Genomic DNA, 17028 nt, shown 5'->3' with positions numbered 1-17028 from the left:
GGCTCCTCGTGCGTACAGCTTGTTGCGATGTCTGGCCCGGCACAGGGCGATGGCGCCGCGCCAGCGTTCATGTCAGCGGCCAGGGGCCAAACGTCATGGGCTTTCATTCCTGCACATCCGGTTGGACCGTCGGCGTGGTGCCGCCGTCCTCGGTGGTGGGGCCTTCGACCGGGGTGTCGGCGCCTGCCGCATCGGGGGCGACAGCCTTGATCGGCTCGTTGGGACGCTTGCCCAGCATGAAGTAGTCCATGGCCTTGCGCACCAGCGGCGCGGCCACGCCGGCACCCCAGCCCCCGTTCTCGACCACGGCCGCGATGGCGATGCGCGGTGCATCGGCCGGCGCGAAGCCGATGTAGAGGCCGTTATCGTGGTAGATACGGGCCAGCTTTTTGGAATCATACTTCTGGTTCTTGGCAATGTTGACCACCTGTGCGGTACCGGTCTTGCCGCCGGACTCATAGGGTGCGCCCCGGAAGGCCGCCGCGGCCGTGCCTTCCTTGACCACGCCCACCATGGCGCGCTTGATGAAGTCGATGTTTTCCTGCTTGAGCGGAATGCGATAGCTTTCCTTGGGCACGGTCTCGGTGCGCTCATGGGTGACGCCATCCTCGATGATCTTGACCAGGTGCGGCTTCATCACCACGCCATTGTTGGCCAGGATGGCCGTGGCCTGCGCCAGTTGCAGCGGGGTGAAGCTGTTGTAGCCCTGGCCGATGCCCAGCGAGACGGTATCGCCGGCGATCCAGCGCTTCTGTTCGGGTTTGCGGAAGGCGGTGCGCTTCCACTCGGTAGAGGGAAGGATGCCGTGCTTCTCGTGCTCCAGGTCGATGCCGGTGATCTGGCCGAAGCCGAAGGGCTTCATGAAGTCATGAATGGCATTGACCCCCATGTCGTTGGCCAGCATGTAGTAGTAGGTATCGCACGACACCACGATGGAGCGGTACATGTCGACGATGCCGTGGCCGCCTTCCTTGTCATCGCGGAAGCGGTGGTTGCCCAGCACGAAGTAGCCGGGATCGCGGATGGCATCCTGCGGGCGGCGCTTGCCCAGTTCCAGGGCGGCCAGCGCCATGAAGGGCTTGTAGGTCGATCCGGGCGAATACACGCCTGACAGAGGCCGGTTCAGCAGCGGCCGGTCGGGCGACTTGTTGAGCTCATCCCAGCTCTGCTGGTCGATGCCTTCGACGAACAGGTTGGGATCGTAGGAGGGTTGCGAGACATAGGCCAGGATGTCGCCCGTGGCCGGGTTGATCGCCACCAGCGCGCCCTTCTGGTCGCCGAAGGCTTCTTCCACCACCTTCTGCAGCTCGATGTCGATGGACAGGATCAGGTTCTTGCCGGGCGTGGCCGGGGTGCGCGAGAGCGAGCGCACCGCGCGCCCACTGGCCGAGATTTCCACTTCCTCGTAGCCGGTGGTGCCGTGCAGCTGGGTCTCGTAGCTCTTTTCCAGACCTTCCTTGCCGATGTAGTCGGTGCCGTTGTAGTTGGCTTCATCGTCGGAATCGGAGATGCGCTCGGCATCGCGCTGGCTGATCCGGCCGATGTAGCCGATCACGTGCGCGGCCGTCTTGCCGTAGGGGTACTGGCGGAACAGACGGGCCTGCACTTCCACGCCGGGGAAGCGATAGCGCTGGGCGGTGAACTTGGCCACTTCCTCGTCGGTCAGGCGGGTGCGGATGGGCACGCTTTCGAAGTTCTTGGATTCATCCTGCAGGCGGCGGAAGCGGTGGCGGTCGCGCGGCTGGATTTCCACGATCTTGCTCAACTCGTCGATGAGGTCATCGATGTTGGTCTTGATCTTGGAAGGCGTGATTTCCAGCGTATAGGCCGAATAGTTGCGTGCCAGCACCACACCGTTGCGGTCCAGGATCAGACCGCGGTTGGGCACGATGGGCACCACCGAGATGCGGTTTTCCTCGGCTTGGGCGGCGTAGGCGTCGTGACGCACCACCTGCAGCCACAGGAACCGCGCCAGCAGCAGGCTGAAGCACACCAGTACCAGGATGCTGGCAGCCAACAGGCGCATCCGGAACAGCCTCAGTTCTTGCGCGGTATTCTTGAATTCAGTCATGCTGCTTGCACCTGGCCCTTCAGATGGGGCGGTTCTCGTCGCGGTCCACGGCGCGGCGCTGGGGCGCCAGCAGCAGGATGCTCACCAGCGGCCACAGCAGTGCCGAGACCACGCTTTCGCTGAAGTAGAACCAGTCCGGCGACTTGCCCGTCACCAGCAGCTGGATCACCAGCTGCACCGCCTGGGCCAGCAGCATCAGCGGCAGCACATGCAGCGCCTGGGTACGCAACGGAAACCACAGCACGCGGCGGTGGATCATGATGGCGAAATACGACAGCAGGGTATAGGCCAGCGCGTTCTCGCCCAGGAGCGTGGCTTCGTTGACGTCCATCAGCAGGCCCATCATGAAGGCGATGCTGATGCCGACCTTGCGCGGCTGGTGGATGTTCCAGAACACCAGCGCCAGTGCCACGAAGTCCGGCACGCCGACCATCTGGCCCCAGGGCATCAGGTTCAGCACGAAGGCCACGATGAGGCTGAAGGCGATGAACAGCGGACTGGCCGGCAGGAGGATGGTTTGATTGTTCATCGTGCGGATTCCTTGGCCGCCGGTTTGGCGGCACCAGTGGCAGCGGTGGCAGCCTTGGCACCGGTGGCCGGGGTAGTGGTCGCCGCCGCAGCGCCGGCCGGCTTGGCCGGCGTGGTCACGCTGGCTGAGCCCTTGCGCTCCTCGGCCGGCTTGTCCTTGGGTGCGGGGGTGGTTTCCTCGCCGCCGTTGTCACGGGTGCTGTCACGCAGGCGGCGCTTGAAGAGCTTGGCCGATTTTTCATCGATCACGTCCGGTTCGGGACGCGGCGGCAGGTTCTGGTCCACCAGCAGGATCAGCAGCTGGCGATGACGGTCGATGCCGGCCAGCGGGCGGCAGACGATGCGGGCGAAGGCGTCCGCCGAGCGGGTTTCCACCAGCGCCACGCTGGCCACCGACAGACCGGGAGGATAGACGCCGTCGATGCCCGAGGTCACCAGCACGTCACCCTTCTGGATATCGGCGTTGGAGGGCATGAAGCGCAGGTCCAGTGCGCCGGTCTGGCCACGGCCATAGGCCACGCTGCGCAGGCCGTTGCGCAGCACCTGCACGGGAATGGCCTGGTCCTTGTCGGTCAGCAGCGTGACTTCGGAAGAAAACGGGAACACCCGCGTCACCTGGCCCACGATGCCGACATCGTCGATCACCGGCTGCCCCGGCATGACGCCCTGTTGCGAGCCGCGATTGAGGATGATCTTGCGGGTGAAGGGATCGCGCGCATCGTAGAGGATCTCGCCGACGATGGACTTGACCGGCACCTTCTGCTGCATGTCCAGCAGCTTGCGCAGTTGCGCGTTTTCGGCTGCCAGCAGGCTTTCCTGCTGCATCAGCTGGGCATTGACGATCTGTTGCTGACGCAGCTCGCGGTTTTCCTTCTGCAGCGAGGCCAGCGAAGAAAAGTACTCGGACGAATTGGTAAAGGCGTCGCGCGGAATCATCGCTACCGTCTGGAACGGATAGAGGGCCGTGCCCAGCGCCTGGCGCAGCGTGCCCAGCACGTGCATGCGGGCGTCGACCACCAGCATCACGACCGAGATCAATGCGAAGACGGTCACGCGCACCCGGGCCGAGGCGCCCTGCTTGAAGAGTGGTGGGATTTCCATGGCGTCAGGCCGACTGCAGGGTCACGTCAGGTGACCGGCTGCAGGCGGATAACTCACTTCCTGCGTCGAAAACGGTAACAAAAAGGGGAGCCGAAGCGTTCCTGCGACGGTCCACCAGCCGGCCCTGCCCCCCTGTGCGCAAGCGGTGTGCGCATCCTGTGGCTGGTCGGCGTGAACGGCGTCATATCGAACGGATCGGTTCCCCACTCATCCGGCGGTACATTGCCGCCGGTTCATGCTGTACTGCCTGCGCCTGCAGTCCGGCAGGCGCATCGTGCTGCTCGGACTTGCTGCCCGGCTTATTCGGCCGAGAAGATCGAGCCCAGCTTGTCCATGCGGTCCAGTGCCATGCCCGAGCCGCGCACCACGCAGGTCAGCGGGTCTTCGGCCACGATCACCGGCAGGCCCGTTTCTTCCATCAGCAGGCGGTCCAGGTCGCGCAGCAGGGCGCCGCCACCGGTCAACATCATGCCCTTTTCGGCGATGTCGGCACCCAGTTCCGGCGGGGTCTGTTCCAGCGCGTTCTTGACGGCCGAGACGATGTTGTTCAGCGGATCGGTCAGGGCTTCCAGGATTTCATTGCTGGAGATGGTGAAGGAACGCGGGATGCCTTCGGACAGGTTGCGGCCCTTGACTTCCATTTCCTTGACTTCCGAGCCCGGGAAGGCCGAGCCGATTTCCTTCTTGATGGCTTCGGCGGTCTGCTCACCGATCAGCATGCCGTAGTTGCGGCGGATGTAGTTGACGATGGCTTCATCGAACTTGTCGCCGCCCACGCGCACCGAACCCTTGTAGACCATGCCGCCCAGCGAGATGATGCCCACTTCGGTGGTGCCGCCGCCGATGTCGACCACCATCGAGCCGGTGGCGTCCGAGACCGGCAGGCCCGAGCCGATGGCAGCGGCCATCGGTTCCTCGATCAGGTAGACCTGGGAGGCACCGGCGCCCAGGGCCGATTCGCGGATGGCGCGACGTTCCACCTGGGTCGAGCCGCAGGGCACGCAGATGATGATGCGCGGGGAGGGGCGGAACAGCTTGGAGTCATGCACCATGCGGATGAACTGCTTCAACATCTGCTCGGTGACGGTGAAATCGGCGATCACGCCGTCCTTCATCGGGCGGATCGCCTCGATGTTGCCGGGCACCTTGCCCAGCATCTGCTTTGCTTCCTTGCCGACCGCCTGGATGGTCTTCTTGCCGTTGGGGCCGCCTTGCTGGCGGATCGCCACCACCGACGGCTCGTCCAGCACGATGCCGTGGCCGCGCGCGTAGATCAGCGTGTTCGCGGTGCCGAGGTCGATCGCCAGATCGTTCGAGAAGTAACTGCGGAGAAATCCAAACATGAGTTGTCCTGATGCGCCCGCGAGGGGGCGCTAGCTTTTTGATAGGGGGAGGTGTCCGTTCATGCTGCGGCGACGCGAAAATCAGGCGCCTGCAAGGCATTAATCCGACATTCTACCTTATAATTCCCGAGAAACCAGCAAGCCGGCTTGCCAAAAGTATCAGCACCCCGTGCCCTTCCGGCCGCCATCTGGCGCGGGTTTGCCGTTTCTTGTGCGAACCACGCCCTGACTTGGTCAAGCCGCCGCGCAAGCGAACTGGCCGCGGGCAGCCAAGGCTGCAGAATTCGTCTACCGGCCGCAGCGGCTACGGGTCTTCCAATTTCAACATCACGCGGCGCGCCCTGCGCGTCCTTTCGACCATGTCTCTAGCCCTTTCCGACGTCAAACGCATCGCCAACCTGTCCCGACTGGAGCTGACCGACGCCCAGGCCGGTGCCACGCTGGACAAGCTCAATGGCATCTTCGCCCTGGTGGAACAGATGAAGGCCATCGACACCTCCGGCGTGGAACCGCTGTCGCACCCGATCGCCGCCATTGAGCCGGCGCTGGCGCTGCGCCTGCGCGAAGATGTCGTGACCGAATCCAATCGCCGCGACGACTACCAGCAACCGGCCCCGGCCACCCAGGATGGTCTGTACCTGGTGCCCAAGGTCATCGAATGAACCCGGCGCCTGGCCCCAGCCACCGTCCGCTTCCGGCCCAGCCGGCCCGCAAGACCGCAGCGTAACCAATTCCATGCACAAGCTCACCCTCAAAGAACTGTCCGCGCAACTGCAAGCGCGCAAGATTTCCGCCACCGAACTGGCCACCCTGTTCCTGGACCGCATCGCGGCCAGCGACCTCAACGCCTTCCTGCACGTGGACCGCGATCTGACCCTGGCCCAGGCCAAGGCCGCCGATGTGCGCCTGGCAGGCAATGATGCCGGAGCTCTGACCGGTGTGCCCATTGCCCATAAGGACATTTTCGTCACCCGCGACTGGCGCACCACGGCCGGCTCACGCATGCTGCAGAACTATGTGAGCCCCTTCGATGCAGCCGTGGTGGAACAGTTCAACGCAGCCGGTACGGTGACCCTGGGCAAGCTCAACTGTGACGAGTTCGCCATGGGCTCCAGCAACGAGAATTCCTTCTATGGCGCGGTCAGGAACCCCTGGGACAAGACCGCCATCCCGGGCGGCTCCTCCGGCGGCTCGGCGGCCGCCGTGGCCGCCCGCCTGGCGCCGGCGGCCACCGCCACCGACACCGGCGGCTCGATCCGCCAGCCGGCTTCGCTGTGCGGCGTGACCGGCATCAAGCCGACCTATGGCAGCGTGTCGCGCTACGGCATGATCGCCTTTGCCTCCTCGCTGGACCAGGGCGGCCCGATTGCCAAGACGGCCGAAGATTGTGGCCTCTTGCTCAATGCCATGACCGGTTTCGATGAACGCGACTCCACCAGCCTGCAGCGTCCCAAGGAAGATTTCACCCGCTCGCTGAACCAGAGCCTGCAAGGCCTGCGCATCGGCGTGCCCAAGGAATTCTTCGGCGCCGGCCTGGCCGCCGACGTGGAAGCCGCCGTGCGCGGCGCCCTGGCCGAGTTCGAGAAGCTGGGCGCGACCCTGGTCGAGATCTCGCTGCCCAAGACCGAGCTGTCCATTCCCGTGTATTACGTGATCGCCCCGGCTGAAGCCTCGTCGAACCTGTCGCGCTTCGATGGCGTGCGCTACGGCCACCGCGCCGCCGACTACAAGGACCTGGCCGACATGTACAAGAAGTCGCGCGCAGAGGGCTTTGGCGAAGAGGTCAAGCGCCGCATCCTGGTCGGTTCCTACGTGCTCTCGCACGGCTACTATGACGCCTACTACCTGCAGGCCCAGAAGATCCGCCGCCTGATCGCCGAGGACTTCCAGCGCGCCCTGGCCGGGGCCGACCGCCTGTGCGACGTCATCATGGGACCGGTCTCGCCGACCGTGGCCTGGGACCTGGGCGACAAGACCGATGACCCGGTGGCCAACTACCTGGCCGACATCTTCACGCTCTCCACCAGCCTGGCCGGTTTGCCCGGCATGTCCATTCCTTGCGGATTCGGACAGGGCGAGAAGAACGGCAAGCGTCCGGTCGGCCTGCAGATCATCGGCAATTATTTCGACGAAGCGCGCCTCTTGAACGTGGCGCACCAGTTCCAGCAGGCCACCGACTGGCACCTGCGCGAACCGGCCTGATCGCTGGCCCTCGTCACCAACAACAGCATTCGCAAGGACAACATCATGCAGTGGGAAGTCGTCATCGGCCTCGAAACGCACACGCAGCTTTCGACCCAATCCAAGATCTTCAGCGGCAGTTCGACCCGCTTCGGCGCCGAGCCCAACACCCAGGCCAGCCCGGTGGACCTGGCCTTGCCGGGCGTACTGCCGGTCCTGAACAAGGGCGCGGTGGAACGTGCGATCCAGTTCGGCCTGGCCATTGGTGCCACCATCGCACCGCGCTCGGTGTTCGCGCGCAAGAATTACTTTTATCCTGACCTGCCCAAGGGCTACCAGATCAGCCAGTTCGAGATCCCGGTGGTGCAAGGCGGCACCATGTCCTTCGCCGTGGAGAAGGATGGCAAGACCGAGATCAAGACCATCAACCTGACCCGCGCGCACCTCGAAGAAGACGCCGGCAAGTCCCTGCACGAAGACTACCAGGGCATGACCGGCATCGACCTGAACCGCGCCGGCACGCCCTTGCTGGAAATCGTCACCGAACCCGAGATGCGCAGCGCCGCCGAAGCCGTGGGGTATGCCAAGGCCCTGCATTCGCTGGTGGTATGGCTGGGCATCTGCGACGGCAACATGCAGGAAGGTTCCTTCCGCTGTGACGCCAACGTCTCCGTGCGTCCGGTCGGCCAGGAGAAGTTCGGCACCCGCTGCGAGATCAAGAACCTGAACTCCTTCCGCTTCCTGGAAGAGGCCATCAACTACGAAGTGCGTCGCCAGATCGAGCTGATCGAAGACGGCGGCACCGTGGTGCAGGAAACCCGCCTCTATGATCCGGACAAGAAGGAAACCCGCTCCATGCGCAGCAAGGAAGACGCGCAGGATTACCGTTACTTCCCCGACCCCGACCTGCCGCCGCTGACCATCTCGCAGGAGTGGATCGATCGCGTCAAGACCACCATGCCCGAGCTGCCCGCTGCCATGCGTACACGTTTCGTGACCGACTATGCGCTGCCTGAATACGATGCCATGGTGCTGACCCAATCCAAGGGCATGGCCTCCTACTTCGAAGCCGTGGTGGCTGCGGCCGGCAAGGAACAAGCCAAGCCTGCCGCCAACTGGCTGATGGGTGACGTGGCCTCCACCTTGAATCGCGAAGACACCGACATCGCCGATGCGCCCGTGAAGGCTGCGCAACTGGCGCTGCTGTTGAAGCGCATTGCTGACGGCACCATCTCCAACAAGATCGCCAAGGAAGTCTTTGCGGGCATGTGGGAAGCCAAGTCCGACAAGGAGACCCTGGCCGATGACATCATCGAGGCCAAGGGCCTGAAGCAGATCTCGGACAGCGGTGCGCTGGAAGCCATCGTGGATCAGGTGCTGGCGGCCAATGAAAAGTCGGTGGCCGAATTCCGCGCCGGCAAGGAGCAGGCCATCAACGCCCTGATCGGCCAGGCCATGAAGGCCACGCGCGGCAAGGCCAATCCGGCGCAATTGACTGAACTGCTGCGCAAGAAGCTGGCGGGCTGACGACACCCTCTGCATCGTACAGTAGTACAGCAGTAGGGCAATGAACCCCGCGTCTGACCAAGGACGCGGGGTTTTTCTTCAGGCAAACAGAACCAATGGCCGCCCCCGCGCCCAGCGATTGCTCGACAGCGAGAACGTCAACGAACTGACCTGGTGATACCACCCCGCGGGGATATACAGCATCTCTCCCGGCTGCACTTCGCAGCACACCAGTGCCGCCTGGCGCGCCAGCGGGAAGCGTTCCAGGTCCGGGTGATCCGGATCGAAGGGCGAGCCGAACAGGATGGCATTGGCCTGCTTCGGATAGAGATACTGGTCATGATGCGGCGGCGCCAGCCAGACCCGCTTCTTGCCCCACAGCTGGGCAAAGACATTGTCGTCATAGTCGCAATGCAGCGGCGTGATACAGCCTGCCGGACCGATCCAGAACCGCGGCGGTCCCATCTTCTCGAAGAAGTTGGGCCAGTGGCACAGGCGATTCAAATTCCGCAGTTCCAGATTGCCCAGATACGGCGGCAGCCCGCTCTCGTCGGCCATTGCCCGTTCCAGATAAGCGACCAGTGTCATGTCCTGCATGGCCCGGTCCGGCGCAAAGGCGGTGTTGATGTAATCCCCCACGCGCGCCCGCACCGGCAACTGGCCGAAGTGTTCGCGCAAGGTCTCCACGGACATCGCCGACAGCGGCCAGCGGTTGGCCATGCCGGTCATGATGAAGGGCAAGCCCGCCCGTGCGCGTGCGCGGAAGGCGGCCGTCTTCTGCGGACCCAGACGCGGGATCTCATGTACCGCCGGTAGCACGGCACTGGCCTGGCGAATGGCCTGGCGCATCTCCTGCACCGACGCCACCCCCCGCACTTGGGCATCGCGCCGGTCACGCGCAGCCTCGCGCGCGGCGGCTTCTTCAGGGCTCATCGGCAAGAGGTCGGGGCGCGGCGGCAGCGCGCGGGCAGCTGTGCGGGCGCTTGGGGCGGGAAGTGAAGAAACGGGATCAGGCTGGCTCATGCGGGCTATTGTAGCGCCGGGCCTGGCGCGCATTGCGCCGGGGGAGATGAATTCTTCTTACCGATTCCGTGCGCGCGGGGGATGCGTCGCGGCATCCGGCACGATGCCGCGTTCGTCCCGCTGCTGCCGCGTGAGGCGCTATCGCACCACCGTCACAGGCAACGTGCCACGCTGACTTTCGTCCGGTGGCGTTGCTGCCGCACCGGCATCAAGACGAAACACGCTGACCGCCTCAGTCAGCGAGACTGCCTGATCCTGCATCGAGCGCGCCGCCGCTGCGGCTTCTTCCACCAGCGCGGCATTCTGTTGCGTGGCTTCATCGATATGGGTAATGGCCAGGTTGACCTGCTCGATGCCATCGCTCTGCTCCTGGCTGGCCAGCGAGATCTCGCGCACGATCTCGGTCACGCGCGAAACGCTCTGCACCACTTCCTGCATGGTGTCACCGGCCTGGGCCACCAGCCGGCTGCCATCGCCGACCTTCTCCACCGACTCATCGATGAGCTGCTTGATCTCCTTGGCCGCCGAGGCCGAGCGCTGCGCCAGCGAGCGCACTTCGGAAGCCACCACGGCGAAGCCGCGTCCCTGTTCGCCCGCCCGTGCCGCTTCCACGGCGGCATTCAAGGCCAGGATGTTGGTCTGGAAGGCGATGCCGTCGATCACGCCAATGATGTCGGCCATCTTCTGCGACGAGGCGTGGATTTCCCCCATGGTCGAGACCACCTGCTCCACCACGGCACCCCCCTGGCTGGCCACCTGCGAGGCCGATGCGGCCAGTGCATTGGCCTGGCGCGCGTTGTCGGCATTTTGCTTGACGGTGGAGGTGAGCTGTTCCATGGCCGAGGCAGTCTCTTCGAGCGACCCGGCCTGCTGCTCGGTGCGCGCCGACAGGTCGAGGTTGCCGGTGGCGATCTCGCGCGATGCGGTGTTGATGGTATCGGTGCCGGAGCGCACACGGCCCACGATGTCCTGCAGGTTGCCATTCATGGATTTCAGCGCGGCCAGCAATTGCCCGGTCTCGTCGCGGCGGTCGGCGTCGATGCGGGAAGTCAGGTCGCCCGCCGCCACCGTCTCGGCAATGGCCACCGCCTGGTTCAGCGGACGCGTGATGCTGCGCGTGAGCAGCCAGGCCAGCATGGCGCCCAGCATGATCTCGAGGGCACCCAGCATCAGCAGCATGCTGCGGCCGGAACGATAGTCACCGTTGATCGCGCTGGCAGTCTGGTCGATCACTTTCTTCTGGTAGTCGGCGTAGCGCAGCACGCTGTTGGCGTAGTCATCCATCATCTTCACCAGTACCGTATCGGTCATCTCGCGGGCGCGGGCATCATCGCCGGCGGCCTTGATGTCGAAGATCTTCTGGCGTGTGTCGCGATAGGCGACACGCAATTTGCCGACCTCCACGAACAGATGTTTCTCCTCGGGATCGGCGATGGCCGCTTCCACCCGCTTCTGCAACTGGCTGATCTGGGCTGACTGGGCGTCGATCTGTTTCTGGAAATATTGCCGGAAGGCATGGTCGTCACTCTTCATGACGGCAAAGGTCCGCACTCCGTTTTCCTTGATGGCCGCATGCCACTGGACGGCATCGCGTTCCTTCTTCAAGGCGATCTGGGTCATCTCGTCGGTGGCTTCGCCGATGTTGCCCAGGCGCCAGATCCCCAGGCCCACCATCACCGCCATCAACATCAGCAAGGCAATGAAACCGATGGCCAGGCGTACGCCGATCTTGAGGTTTTTCATCCCGTGTCCCCTTGGGTGAGGCGACCGGCGGCTGGTTTTTTGTCGTGATCTTGGGCCGGGCGCTGGTTGCAATGATGAACCGACTATCCTTCTTGCTTTTGCAGGCTACCACAGGCCCCGGCCTGTACGGCACAACTCGGGAAAGTCCCGACGTCACGGTGTTGTATTACGGCCAAGCACCGTGCCGCAAGTCAGGGCCTGCGCGGCTTACCAGTCCATGCCCGCATCCAGCGGATAGATCGGTCGACGGACTTTCTTGATCGGGAACAGCCGGAAATTGGCACTGGTCGGGCCGCCGCTGTCCGAATCGCATTCCACCAGTGCACGACTGATGGGGACGAAGACCGGTCGGCAATACATGCGCGACTTCAGGATCAGGAAATCCTGCTGCGCCGGATCCAGCCCCAGGCTGGTGAACACGCCCAGGTCATAGGGTTCGACCCGCTCCTCGGTGAGGACGATGCGCGCCGCGCCGATATCGAACAGCACGCTGCGTCCCATCTGCAAGGTCGACCCCGTATAGATCGGCCCGGTCACGGCAAAGCGGCCATCGCTGATGGCCAATACCTTGCCGGTATAAACCGGGGGCGTCTTGCTGATGCCCTGCGCGGCGAGCTCCACCTTGTTGCCGACGGCCAGCGTGAGCGTTGCGCCCACACCAGCCTGCACCAGTTGCGCTACCGCCTCGGGATCACTCACCGGTCCCACGGCAATCCCGCGCAGACCCGCCTGCAAGGCCGCTTCCAGCACATCCATGGTATTGCAGGTGCCCCCCGACATGACGTTGTCGCTGTGATCCAGCAGCAGCACCGGTCCTTGCCCCGGAGCTTGGCTCAACTGGCGCGCCTGCGCCAGCGATTCGGCCAGCGGCAGGCTGTCGTAGACGAAATCAGCGCGCTCTTCCCAGATCTGGCGCGCGATGCGCTCGGCCACCGCATCGGCGAGCGTCACATCATTTTCCGTCACCACCACCACCGACATGCCCGCATCGCGGAAATCCGACAAGGGGAATCCCGCCAGCACCGAGACCGCCAGTACCCCCGCTTCCTGCTCGGCGGCCTTGGCCGCTTCGACTGCGCGCTGCATGGCCGATGCCGACGTATTGCTGGTCAGCGTGGCCGACAGCACAGGCACCTGGCGCCAGGCCATCTGCGGTTGCGACTTGCCCTGCAGCCGCGCCAGCAGCAGGCGCCCTGCATGTTCGCCGGTCTCGAACATGTCGATGTGCGGATAGGTCTTGAAGCTGACGATGACGTCGGCATGCGTGACCATCTTCTGCGTGACATTGCCATGCAGGTCCAATGCCACCGCCATGGGCGTGTCGGGAGCGATGCGGCGGATGCGCTCAAGCAGCGTGCCTTCGCCATCCTCGGCGTTCTCGGCCACCATGGCGCCGTGCAGGTCCAGCAGGATGGCGTCACATCCTCCCTCGATGGCGCGCACGATGGCGTCGCACATCACGGTATAGGCGTCGGCCGCTACCGCCGCGCTGGGATTGGCCCAGGCCGCCAGGGGCGTGACGATCTCGGCACCGATCCGTTCGGCCAGTTCGAGGAAAGCACCCATGGCGGTACGCGCTCCCTTCTGGTCGCGACAGGCCGCGTCGTCCCATTGCGGGGCAAAGGCTTCAAGGGGTGTGGGAATCGGCGAGAAGGTATTGGTCTCGTGATTCATGCGTGCAATGACGATTTTCGGCTTCATATTCAGTTTTTTGCATCAATCCAACATCAGACAACGATCATTGCGTGACCACGCCCGCACTGGCCAGCATGGCCTGCAACAGCACGTTGCAACCGGCTTCCAGGTGCTCGGGGCGGGCATCTTCGATCTCGTTGTGGGAGACCCCGTCCTTGCAGGGCACGAAGATCATGCCTGCCGGCGCCAGGCGCGCGGCATAGATGGCGTCATGTCCCGCGCCGGAGACCACATCCATGGTTTTGTAGCCCAATGCCGCCGAGGCGGCGCGCACATTGTCCACGCAATCCGGATGGAAGGGGCAGGGCGGGAAATAGGACACCCGCTCCAGTTCGATGGAGAGCCCGGTCTTCTTGCGCATGGCCTCCAGATAGGCCAGCAGGTCCTCGTGCATGCGGGTGAGCGACTCTTCGCTGACATTGCGCAGATCGATGGAAAACTTCACCTGCCCCGGAATCACGTTGCGACTGTTGGGCATCACCTGCACCTGGCCTACCGTGCCGCGGCCATACGGGGCATAGCGGTGAGCGATGGCCACCACTTCCTGCATGATGAACGTCGACACTTGCAGCGCATCCTTGCGAATTTCCATGGGCGTCGGTCCGGCATGGGATTCGAAACCGGTCACCGTGCAGTCGTACCACGACAGCCCCAGCACCGCCGGTACCACGCCGATGACGGTATCGGCATTTTCCAGCACCGGCCCTTGCTCGATGTGGGCCTCGTAATACGCACCGATGGGATGGTCGCCGCAGACCTGGTCGCCGATGTAGCCGATGCGTTCCAGTTCGTCGCGCACTTTCTTGCCCTCGATGTCGGTGGCGTTATAGGCATGTTCCAGCGTGAAGGCGCCGCAGAAGACCCCCGAACCCATCATCACCGGTACGAAGCGCGAGCCCTCTTCATTGGTCCACACCGCCACCTCGATGGGCGCCTCGGTCTGGATATCGTGCTGGTTCAGCGTACGGATCACCTCGATGCCGGCGAGCACGCCGTAATTGCCGTCGAACTTGCCGCCGGTGGGTTGCGTGTCGATGTGAGAGCCCGTCATCACCGGTGGCAGTGCATTGTTGCGACCGGGGCGGCGCATGAAGATGTTGCCGATCTGGTCTACCACCACGCTCATGCCTTCGGCGCGCGCCCAGGAGGTGACCAGATCCCGGCCCTGCTTGTCCAGGTCGGTGAGGGCCAGGCGACAGACGCCACCTTTGGCCGTGCCGCCGATGCGGGCCAGTTCCATCAGCGAATTCCACAGGCGCGTGCCGTCAATGCGCAGGGTGGAGGTTTGTGTTTTCATGTCCATATCGATTCCTTGTTCGGGTTGGCGGGCAGAGGTCCTCACGCCGCCAGATTCACGCCCAGATAACGGTCCTTGACGCCCTCATCGGCCAGGAACGCGGCATTGCTGCCGCTGTAGACGATGCGTCCCTGCTCGACGATGTAATGCCGGTCCGCCAGTTGGGTACAGACTTCCAGGTTCTGCTCCACCAGGATGATGGACATCCCGGTGCGCTTGATCTGCTTGATCTGCGCCACGATCTCGTCGACGATCACCGGTGCCAGTCCTTCCACCGGTTCATCCAGCATCAGCACGCGCGGATGGGTCATCAGCGCGCGCGCAATGGCCAGCATCTGCTGCTCACCACCCGAGAGCTGGCCGCCGCCATTTCTGCGGCGCTCCTTCAGGCGCGGGAAGATGGTGTAGACCTCCTCGAGCCCCCACGCCGACTCCTTGCGCGCGGCCATGGTCAGGTTTTCCTCCACGGTCAGCAGCTTGAAGATGCCGCGATGCTCCGGCACCAGGCATACGCCGCGCGCAGCGATCTTGTAGGAAGGCAGTGCGCTGATGACCTGCCCCTCGAAGAGCACCCGACCCTGTGCCGGCGGCACCACGCCGACAATACTCTTCAAGGTCGTGGTCTTGCCCGCGCCATTGCGTCCCAGCAGCGTGACCACCTCGCCCGCATCGACCTGCAGCGATACGCCCTGCAGGATGTGGCTCTTGCCATAGTAGCCGTGAACGTCTTCAACTTGCAGGATCATGCTTTGCCTCCGGTGATCATGCTGCCGAGATAGGCCCGGCGCACGCGTTCATCGTTGCGGATCTCGGCCGGCTTGCCCTGCGCCAGGATCTGGCCCAGCTGCATCACCGTGACGCGGTCCGAGATATCCATGACGATATCCATGTTGTGTTCGATCAGCACCACCGTGTAATCCTTCCGCAGCCCGTGGATGAGCTGCTTCATGTCGGCAATGTCGTCGATGCCCATGCCCGAGGTCGGCTCGTCCAGGAAGATCACCTTGGGCCGTCCGGCCATGGCCATGCCCACTTCCAGCCTGCGTTGCTGGCCATGTGAAAGTTCTGCACAGGCCCGCTCGGCAACGCCCTGCAGGGACAGGCGCGCCACCAGTTCATCGGCCAGTGCGCAGGCCGCAGTGAATTGTTCGGCACGTTTCCAGGGATTGAGGGCTGCCAGCGGCGCGCGGCCCTGCGCAGCCAGCCGCAGGTTCTCGCGCACGCTCAGGTTGGGAAACAGGCTGGTCACCTGGAAGGAGCGCGCCAGTCCCTTCTGCACCCGGCGATTGCCCGGCAGATGCGCCACTTCCTCACCCTCGACCAGGATGCTGCCCTCGGTGATGGGCGTGGTACCGGTCAGGGTATGGAACAGCGTGGTCTTGCCCGCGCCATTGGGACCGATCACCGAATGCACGGTACCGGCCTCGACCTCCAGCGTGATGCCGTTGACGGCGGTGAACTTGCCGTAGCGCTTGGTCACGTTGAGCGCTTGCAGGATGGGGCGGCTCATGAATGCTTCTCCTTGGTCGCAGTCGTGCTGGCGGCCTGCACCGGTTCTTTCTTGTGACCGCGCACGGCATCGATGATCTTCACGGCCAGTCCGAACAGGCCCTTCTGCATGTACAGGCTGACCGTGATCAGCAGCAGCCCCAGCAGCATCAGCCAGCGCGGCCACAGCGTGGAGAGCCAGTTGCCCACCAGCACATAGAAGCTCGCCCCCAGCACCGAGGCGAACAGGTTGCCGGTGCCGCCGATGACGGTCATCACCAGGATCGCTTCGCTGGTGTGGTACTCGATGTTGGACAGCGGTGCCACACCCGTCATCATGGCGTGCAGGCCACCGGCCAGACCGGTGACGGCGCCGGAGATGACGAAGGCGGCCAGTTTGAGCAGGCGTACGTCATAGCCCAGGGCGGAAGCACGCGCCTCGTTCTCGCGCACTGCCAGCAGCGTCTTGCCCAGTACCGAATCGACCACCCGCTGCAGCAGCCAGAACACCAGCACGAACAGGATGGCCACCACCGTGTAGTACTGCCAGGACGAGGTGGTCGGCAGCAGCGTCATCCCCAACAGCGACAGCGGCGGACGCGGGATGTCCAGCAGGCCGTTGTCTCCGCCCGTGACGTCCTTCATCGTATAGGCGAGGAAGTAAAACATCTGGGCAAAGGCCAGCGTGAGCATGACGAAGTAGGTGCCGCGCTGGCGGATCGAGAACCAGCCCACCAGCAGCGCCACCAGCGCGCCACCGAGCGCGGCCAGCGCCAGGGCCGGCAGCAGGGCCAGCTTCAACTGCAGCAGTACCACGCCAGCGGTATAGCTGCCCACGCCAAAGAAGATGCCCTGGCCGAAGGACATCAGGCCGGTATAACCCAGCAGCAGGTTGCAGCCCAGCGCGGCCAGCGCGAACACCAGCACTTCGGTGGCCAGTGTGCCGGAGGGCAGCAGCATGGGCAGCAGCAGCGCCACAGCGGCTGCCAGCAGGGTGTAACGGAAATGCGCAATCTGTTTCATGGAAGCCTCGGTGCAGAAAACGTCAAGTG

General features: G+C 64.1%; 14 protein-coding genes. 3 read left to right on the top strand and 11 right to left on the bottom strand.

Annotation, left to right across the window (positions count from 1 at the left end; all coding sequences use genetic code 11):
* Positions 1 to 103 precede the first annotated feature (103 nt).
* The 4 genes from mrdA to HNO82_RS11330 all read right to left on the bottom strand — a co-directional run bounded on the left by mrdA (position 104) and on the right by HNO82_RS11330 (position 5043).
* Positions 104 to 2071 carry a penicillin-binding protein 2 gene (gene mrdA / locus HNO82_RS11345; protein ID WP_175343780.1) on the bottom strand — a complete coding sequence of 656 codons (1968 nt, stop codon included), beginning with the start codon at positions 2069 to 2071 and terminating at the stop codon, positions 104 to 106.
* A gap of 19 nt (positions 2072 to 2090) precedes the next feature.
* Entirely contained in the window at positions 2091 to 2600 is a 510-nt protein-coding gene (gene mreD, locus HNO82_RS11340) for a rod shape-determining protein MreD (RefSeq protein ID WP_008333565.1), read from the bottom strand.
* Positions 2597 to 3700 carry a rod shape-determining protein MreC gene (gene mreC, locus HNO82_RS11335; protein ID WP_175343779.1) on the bottom strand — a complete coding sequence of 368 codons (1104 nt, stop codon included), beginning with the start codon at positions 3698 to 3700 and terminating at the stop codon, positions 2597 to 2599. Before mreC ends, mreD begins: the two co-directional genes overlap by 4 nt.
* 299 nt (positions 3701 to 3999) lie before the next feature.
* Entirely contained in the window at positions 4000 to 5043 is a 1044-nt protein-coding gene (locus HNO82_RS11330; RefSeq protein ID WP_006465688.1) for a rod shape-determining protein, read from the bottom strand.
* A gap of 359 nt (positions 5044 to 5402) precedes the next feature.
* On the opposite strand from HNO82_RS11330, the gene gatC reads away from it, so the two are divergent.
* From gatC to gatB, 3 genes are all read left to right on the top strand, one after another.
* On the top strand, positions 5403 to 5705 hold the full coding sequence (gene gatC / locus HNO82_RS11325) for an Asp-tRNA(Asn)/Glu-tRNA(Gln) amidotransferase subunit GatC (RefSeq protein WP_008333559.1): 303 nt from the start codon (positions 5403 to 5405) through the stop codon (positions 5703 to 5705).
* Between the two features lie 73 nt (positions 5706 to 5778).
* Positions 5779 to 7245 (top strand): Asp-tRNA(Asn)/Glu-tRNA(Gln) amidotransferase subunit GatA, encoded by a 1467-nt coding sequence (gatA, locus tag HNO82_RS11320; RefSeq protein WP_175343778.1) that lies wholly within the window; start codon positions 5779 to 5781, stop codon positions 7243 to 7245.
* A 45-nt stretch (positions 7246 to 7290) separates the two neighbouring features.
* On the top strand, positions 7291 to 8751 hold the full coding sequence (gene gatB, locus HNO82_RS11315; RefSeq protein WP_175343777.1) for an Asp-tRNA(Asn)/Glu-tRNA(Gln) amidotransferase subunit GatB: 1461 nt from the start codon (positions 7291 to 7293) through the stop codon (positions 8749 to 8751).
* A 78-nt stretch (positions 8752 to 8829) separates the two neighbouring features.
* Here the strand turns inward: gatB and HNO82_RS11310 are convergent, their stop codons facing one another.
* The 7 genes from HNO82_RS11310 to HNO82_RS11280 form a co-directional block, all read right to left on the bottom strand.
* Positions 8830 to 9753: a cupin-like domain-containing protein gene (locus HNO82_RS11310; protein WP_175343776.1), complete on the bottom strand. Its 924-nt coding sequence runs from the start codon at positions 9751 to 9753 to the stop codon at positions 8830 to 8832.
* Between the two features lie 138 nt (positions 9754 to 9891).
* Positions 9892 to 11496 (bottom strand): methyl-accepting chemotaxis protein, encoded by a 1605-nt coding sequence (locus HNO82_RS11305; protein WP_175343775.1) that lies wholly within the window; start codon positions 11494 to 11496, stop codon positions 9892 to 9894.
* A gap of 207 nt (positions 11497 to 11703) precedes the next feature.
* The gene (locus HNO82_RS11300; RefSeq protein ID WP_175343774.1) at positions 11704 to 13197 is read right to left on the bottom strand and encodes a M81 family metallopeptidase; all 1494 of its coding nucleotides are present in this window, start codon (positions 13195 to 13197) and stop codon (positions 11704 to 11706) included.
* 37 nt (positions 13198 to 13234) lie between these two features.
* Entirely contained in the window at positions 13235 to 14494 is a 1260-nt protein-coding gene (locus HNO82_RS11295; RefSeq protein WP_175343773.1) for a Zn-dependent hydrolase, read from the bottom strand.
* 35 nt (positions 14495 to 14529) lie between these two features.
* Positions 14530 to 15234, bottom strand: coding sequence for an ABC transporter ATP-binding protein (locus HNO82_RS11290; protein WP_175343772.1), 705 nt, complete (start codon positions 15232 to 15234; stop codon positions 14530 to 14532).
* Positions 15231 to 15998: an ABC transporter ATP-binding protein gene (locus tag HNO82_RS11285; protein WP_175343771.1), complete on the bottom strand. Its 768-nt coding sequence runs from the start codon at positions 15996 to 15998 to the stop codon at positions 15231 to 15233. The genes HNO82_RS11290 and HNO82_RS11285 overlap by 4 nt, the downstream gene beginning before the upstream one ends.
* Positions 15995 to 16999: a branched-chain amino acid ABC transporter permease gene (locus HNO82_RS11280; RefSeq protein ID WP_008333537.1), complete on the bottom strand. Its 1005-nt coding sequence runs from the start codon at positions 16997 to 16999 to the stop codon at positions 15995 to 15997. The genes HNO82_RS11285 and HNO82_RS11280 overlap by 4 nt, the downstream gene beginning before the upstream one ends.
* Positions 17000 to 17028 lie beyond the last annotated feature (29 nt).

Origin of the sequence: Herbaspirillum sp. C9C3 (assembly GCF_013359625.1) — a bacterium.
Lineage (GTDB): Bacteria > Pseudomonadota > Gammaproteobacteria > Burkholderiales > Burkholderiaceae_D > Herbaspirillum.
This window is presented reverse-complemented; position numbering and strand designations above follow the sequence as displayed.

Coding starts and splice junctions, on each gene's coding strand:
- mrdA (WP_175343780.1), bottom strand. CDS start 2,071: ATGACTGAATTCAAGAATACCGCGCAAGAACTGAGGCTGTTCCGGATG.
- mreD (WP_008333565.1), bottom strand. CDS start 2,600: ATGAACAATCAAACCATCCTCCTGCCGGCCAGTCCGCTGTTCATCGCC.
- mreC (WP_175343779.1), bottom strand. CDS start 3,700: ATGGAAATCCCACCACTCTTCAAGCAGGGCGCCTCGGCCCGGGTGCGC.
- HNO82_RS11330 (WP_006465688.1), bottom strand. CDS start 5,043: ATGTTTGGATTTCTCCGCAGTTACTTCTCGAACGATCTGGCGATCGAC.
- gatC (WP_008333559.1), top strand. CDS start 5,403: ATGTCTCTAGCCCTTTCCGACGTCAAACGCATCGCCAACCTGTCCCGA.
- gatA (WP_175343778.1), top strand. CDS start 5,779: ATGCACAAGCTCACCCTCAAAGAACTGTCCGCGCAACTGCAAGCGCGC.
- gatB (WP_175343777.1), top strand. CDS start 7,291: ATGCAGTGGGAAGTCGTCATCGGCCTCGAAACGCACACGCAGCTTTCG.
- HNO82_RS11310 (WP_175343776.1), bottom strand. CDS start 9,753: ATGAGCCAGCCTGATCCCGTTTCTTCACTTCCCGCCCCAAGCGCCCGC.
- HNO82_RS11305 (WP_175343775.1), bottom strand. CDS start 11,496: ATGAAAAACCTCAAGATCGGCGTACGCCTGGCCATCGGTTTCATTGCC.
- HNO82_RS11300 (WP_175343774.1), bottom strand. CDS start 13,197: ATGAAGCCGAAAATCGTCATTGCACGCATGAATCACGAGACCAATACC.
- HNO82_RS11295 (WP_175343773.1), bottom strand. CDS start 14,494: ATGGACATGAAAACACAAACCTCCACCCTGCGCATTGACGGCACGCGC.
- HNO82_RS11290 (WP_175343772.1), bottom strand. CDS start 15,234: ATGATCCTGCAAGTTGAAGACGTTCACGGCTACTATGGCAAGAGCCAC.
- HNO82_RS11285 (WP_175343771.1), bottom strand. CDS start 15,998: ATGAGCCGCCCCATCCTGCAAGCGCTCAACGTGACCAAGCGCTACGGC.
- HNO82_RS11280 (WP_008333537.1), bottom strand. CDS start 16,999: ATGAAACAGATTGCGCATTTCCGTTACACCCTGCTGGCAGCCGCTGTG.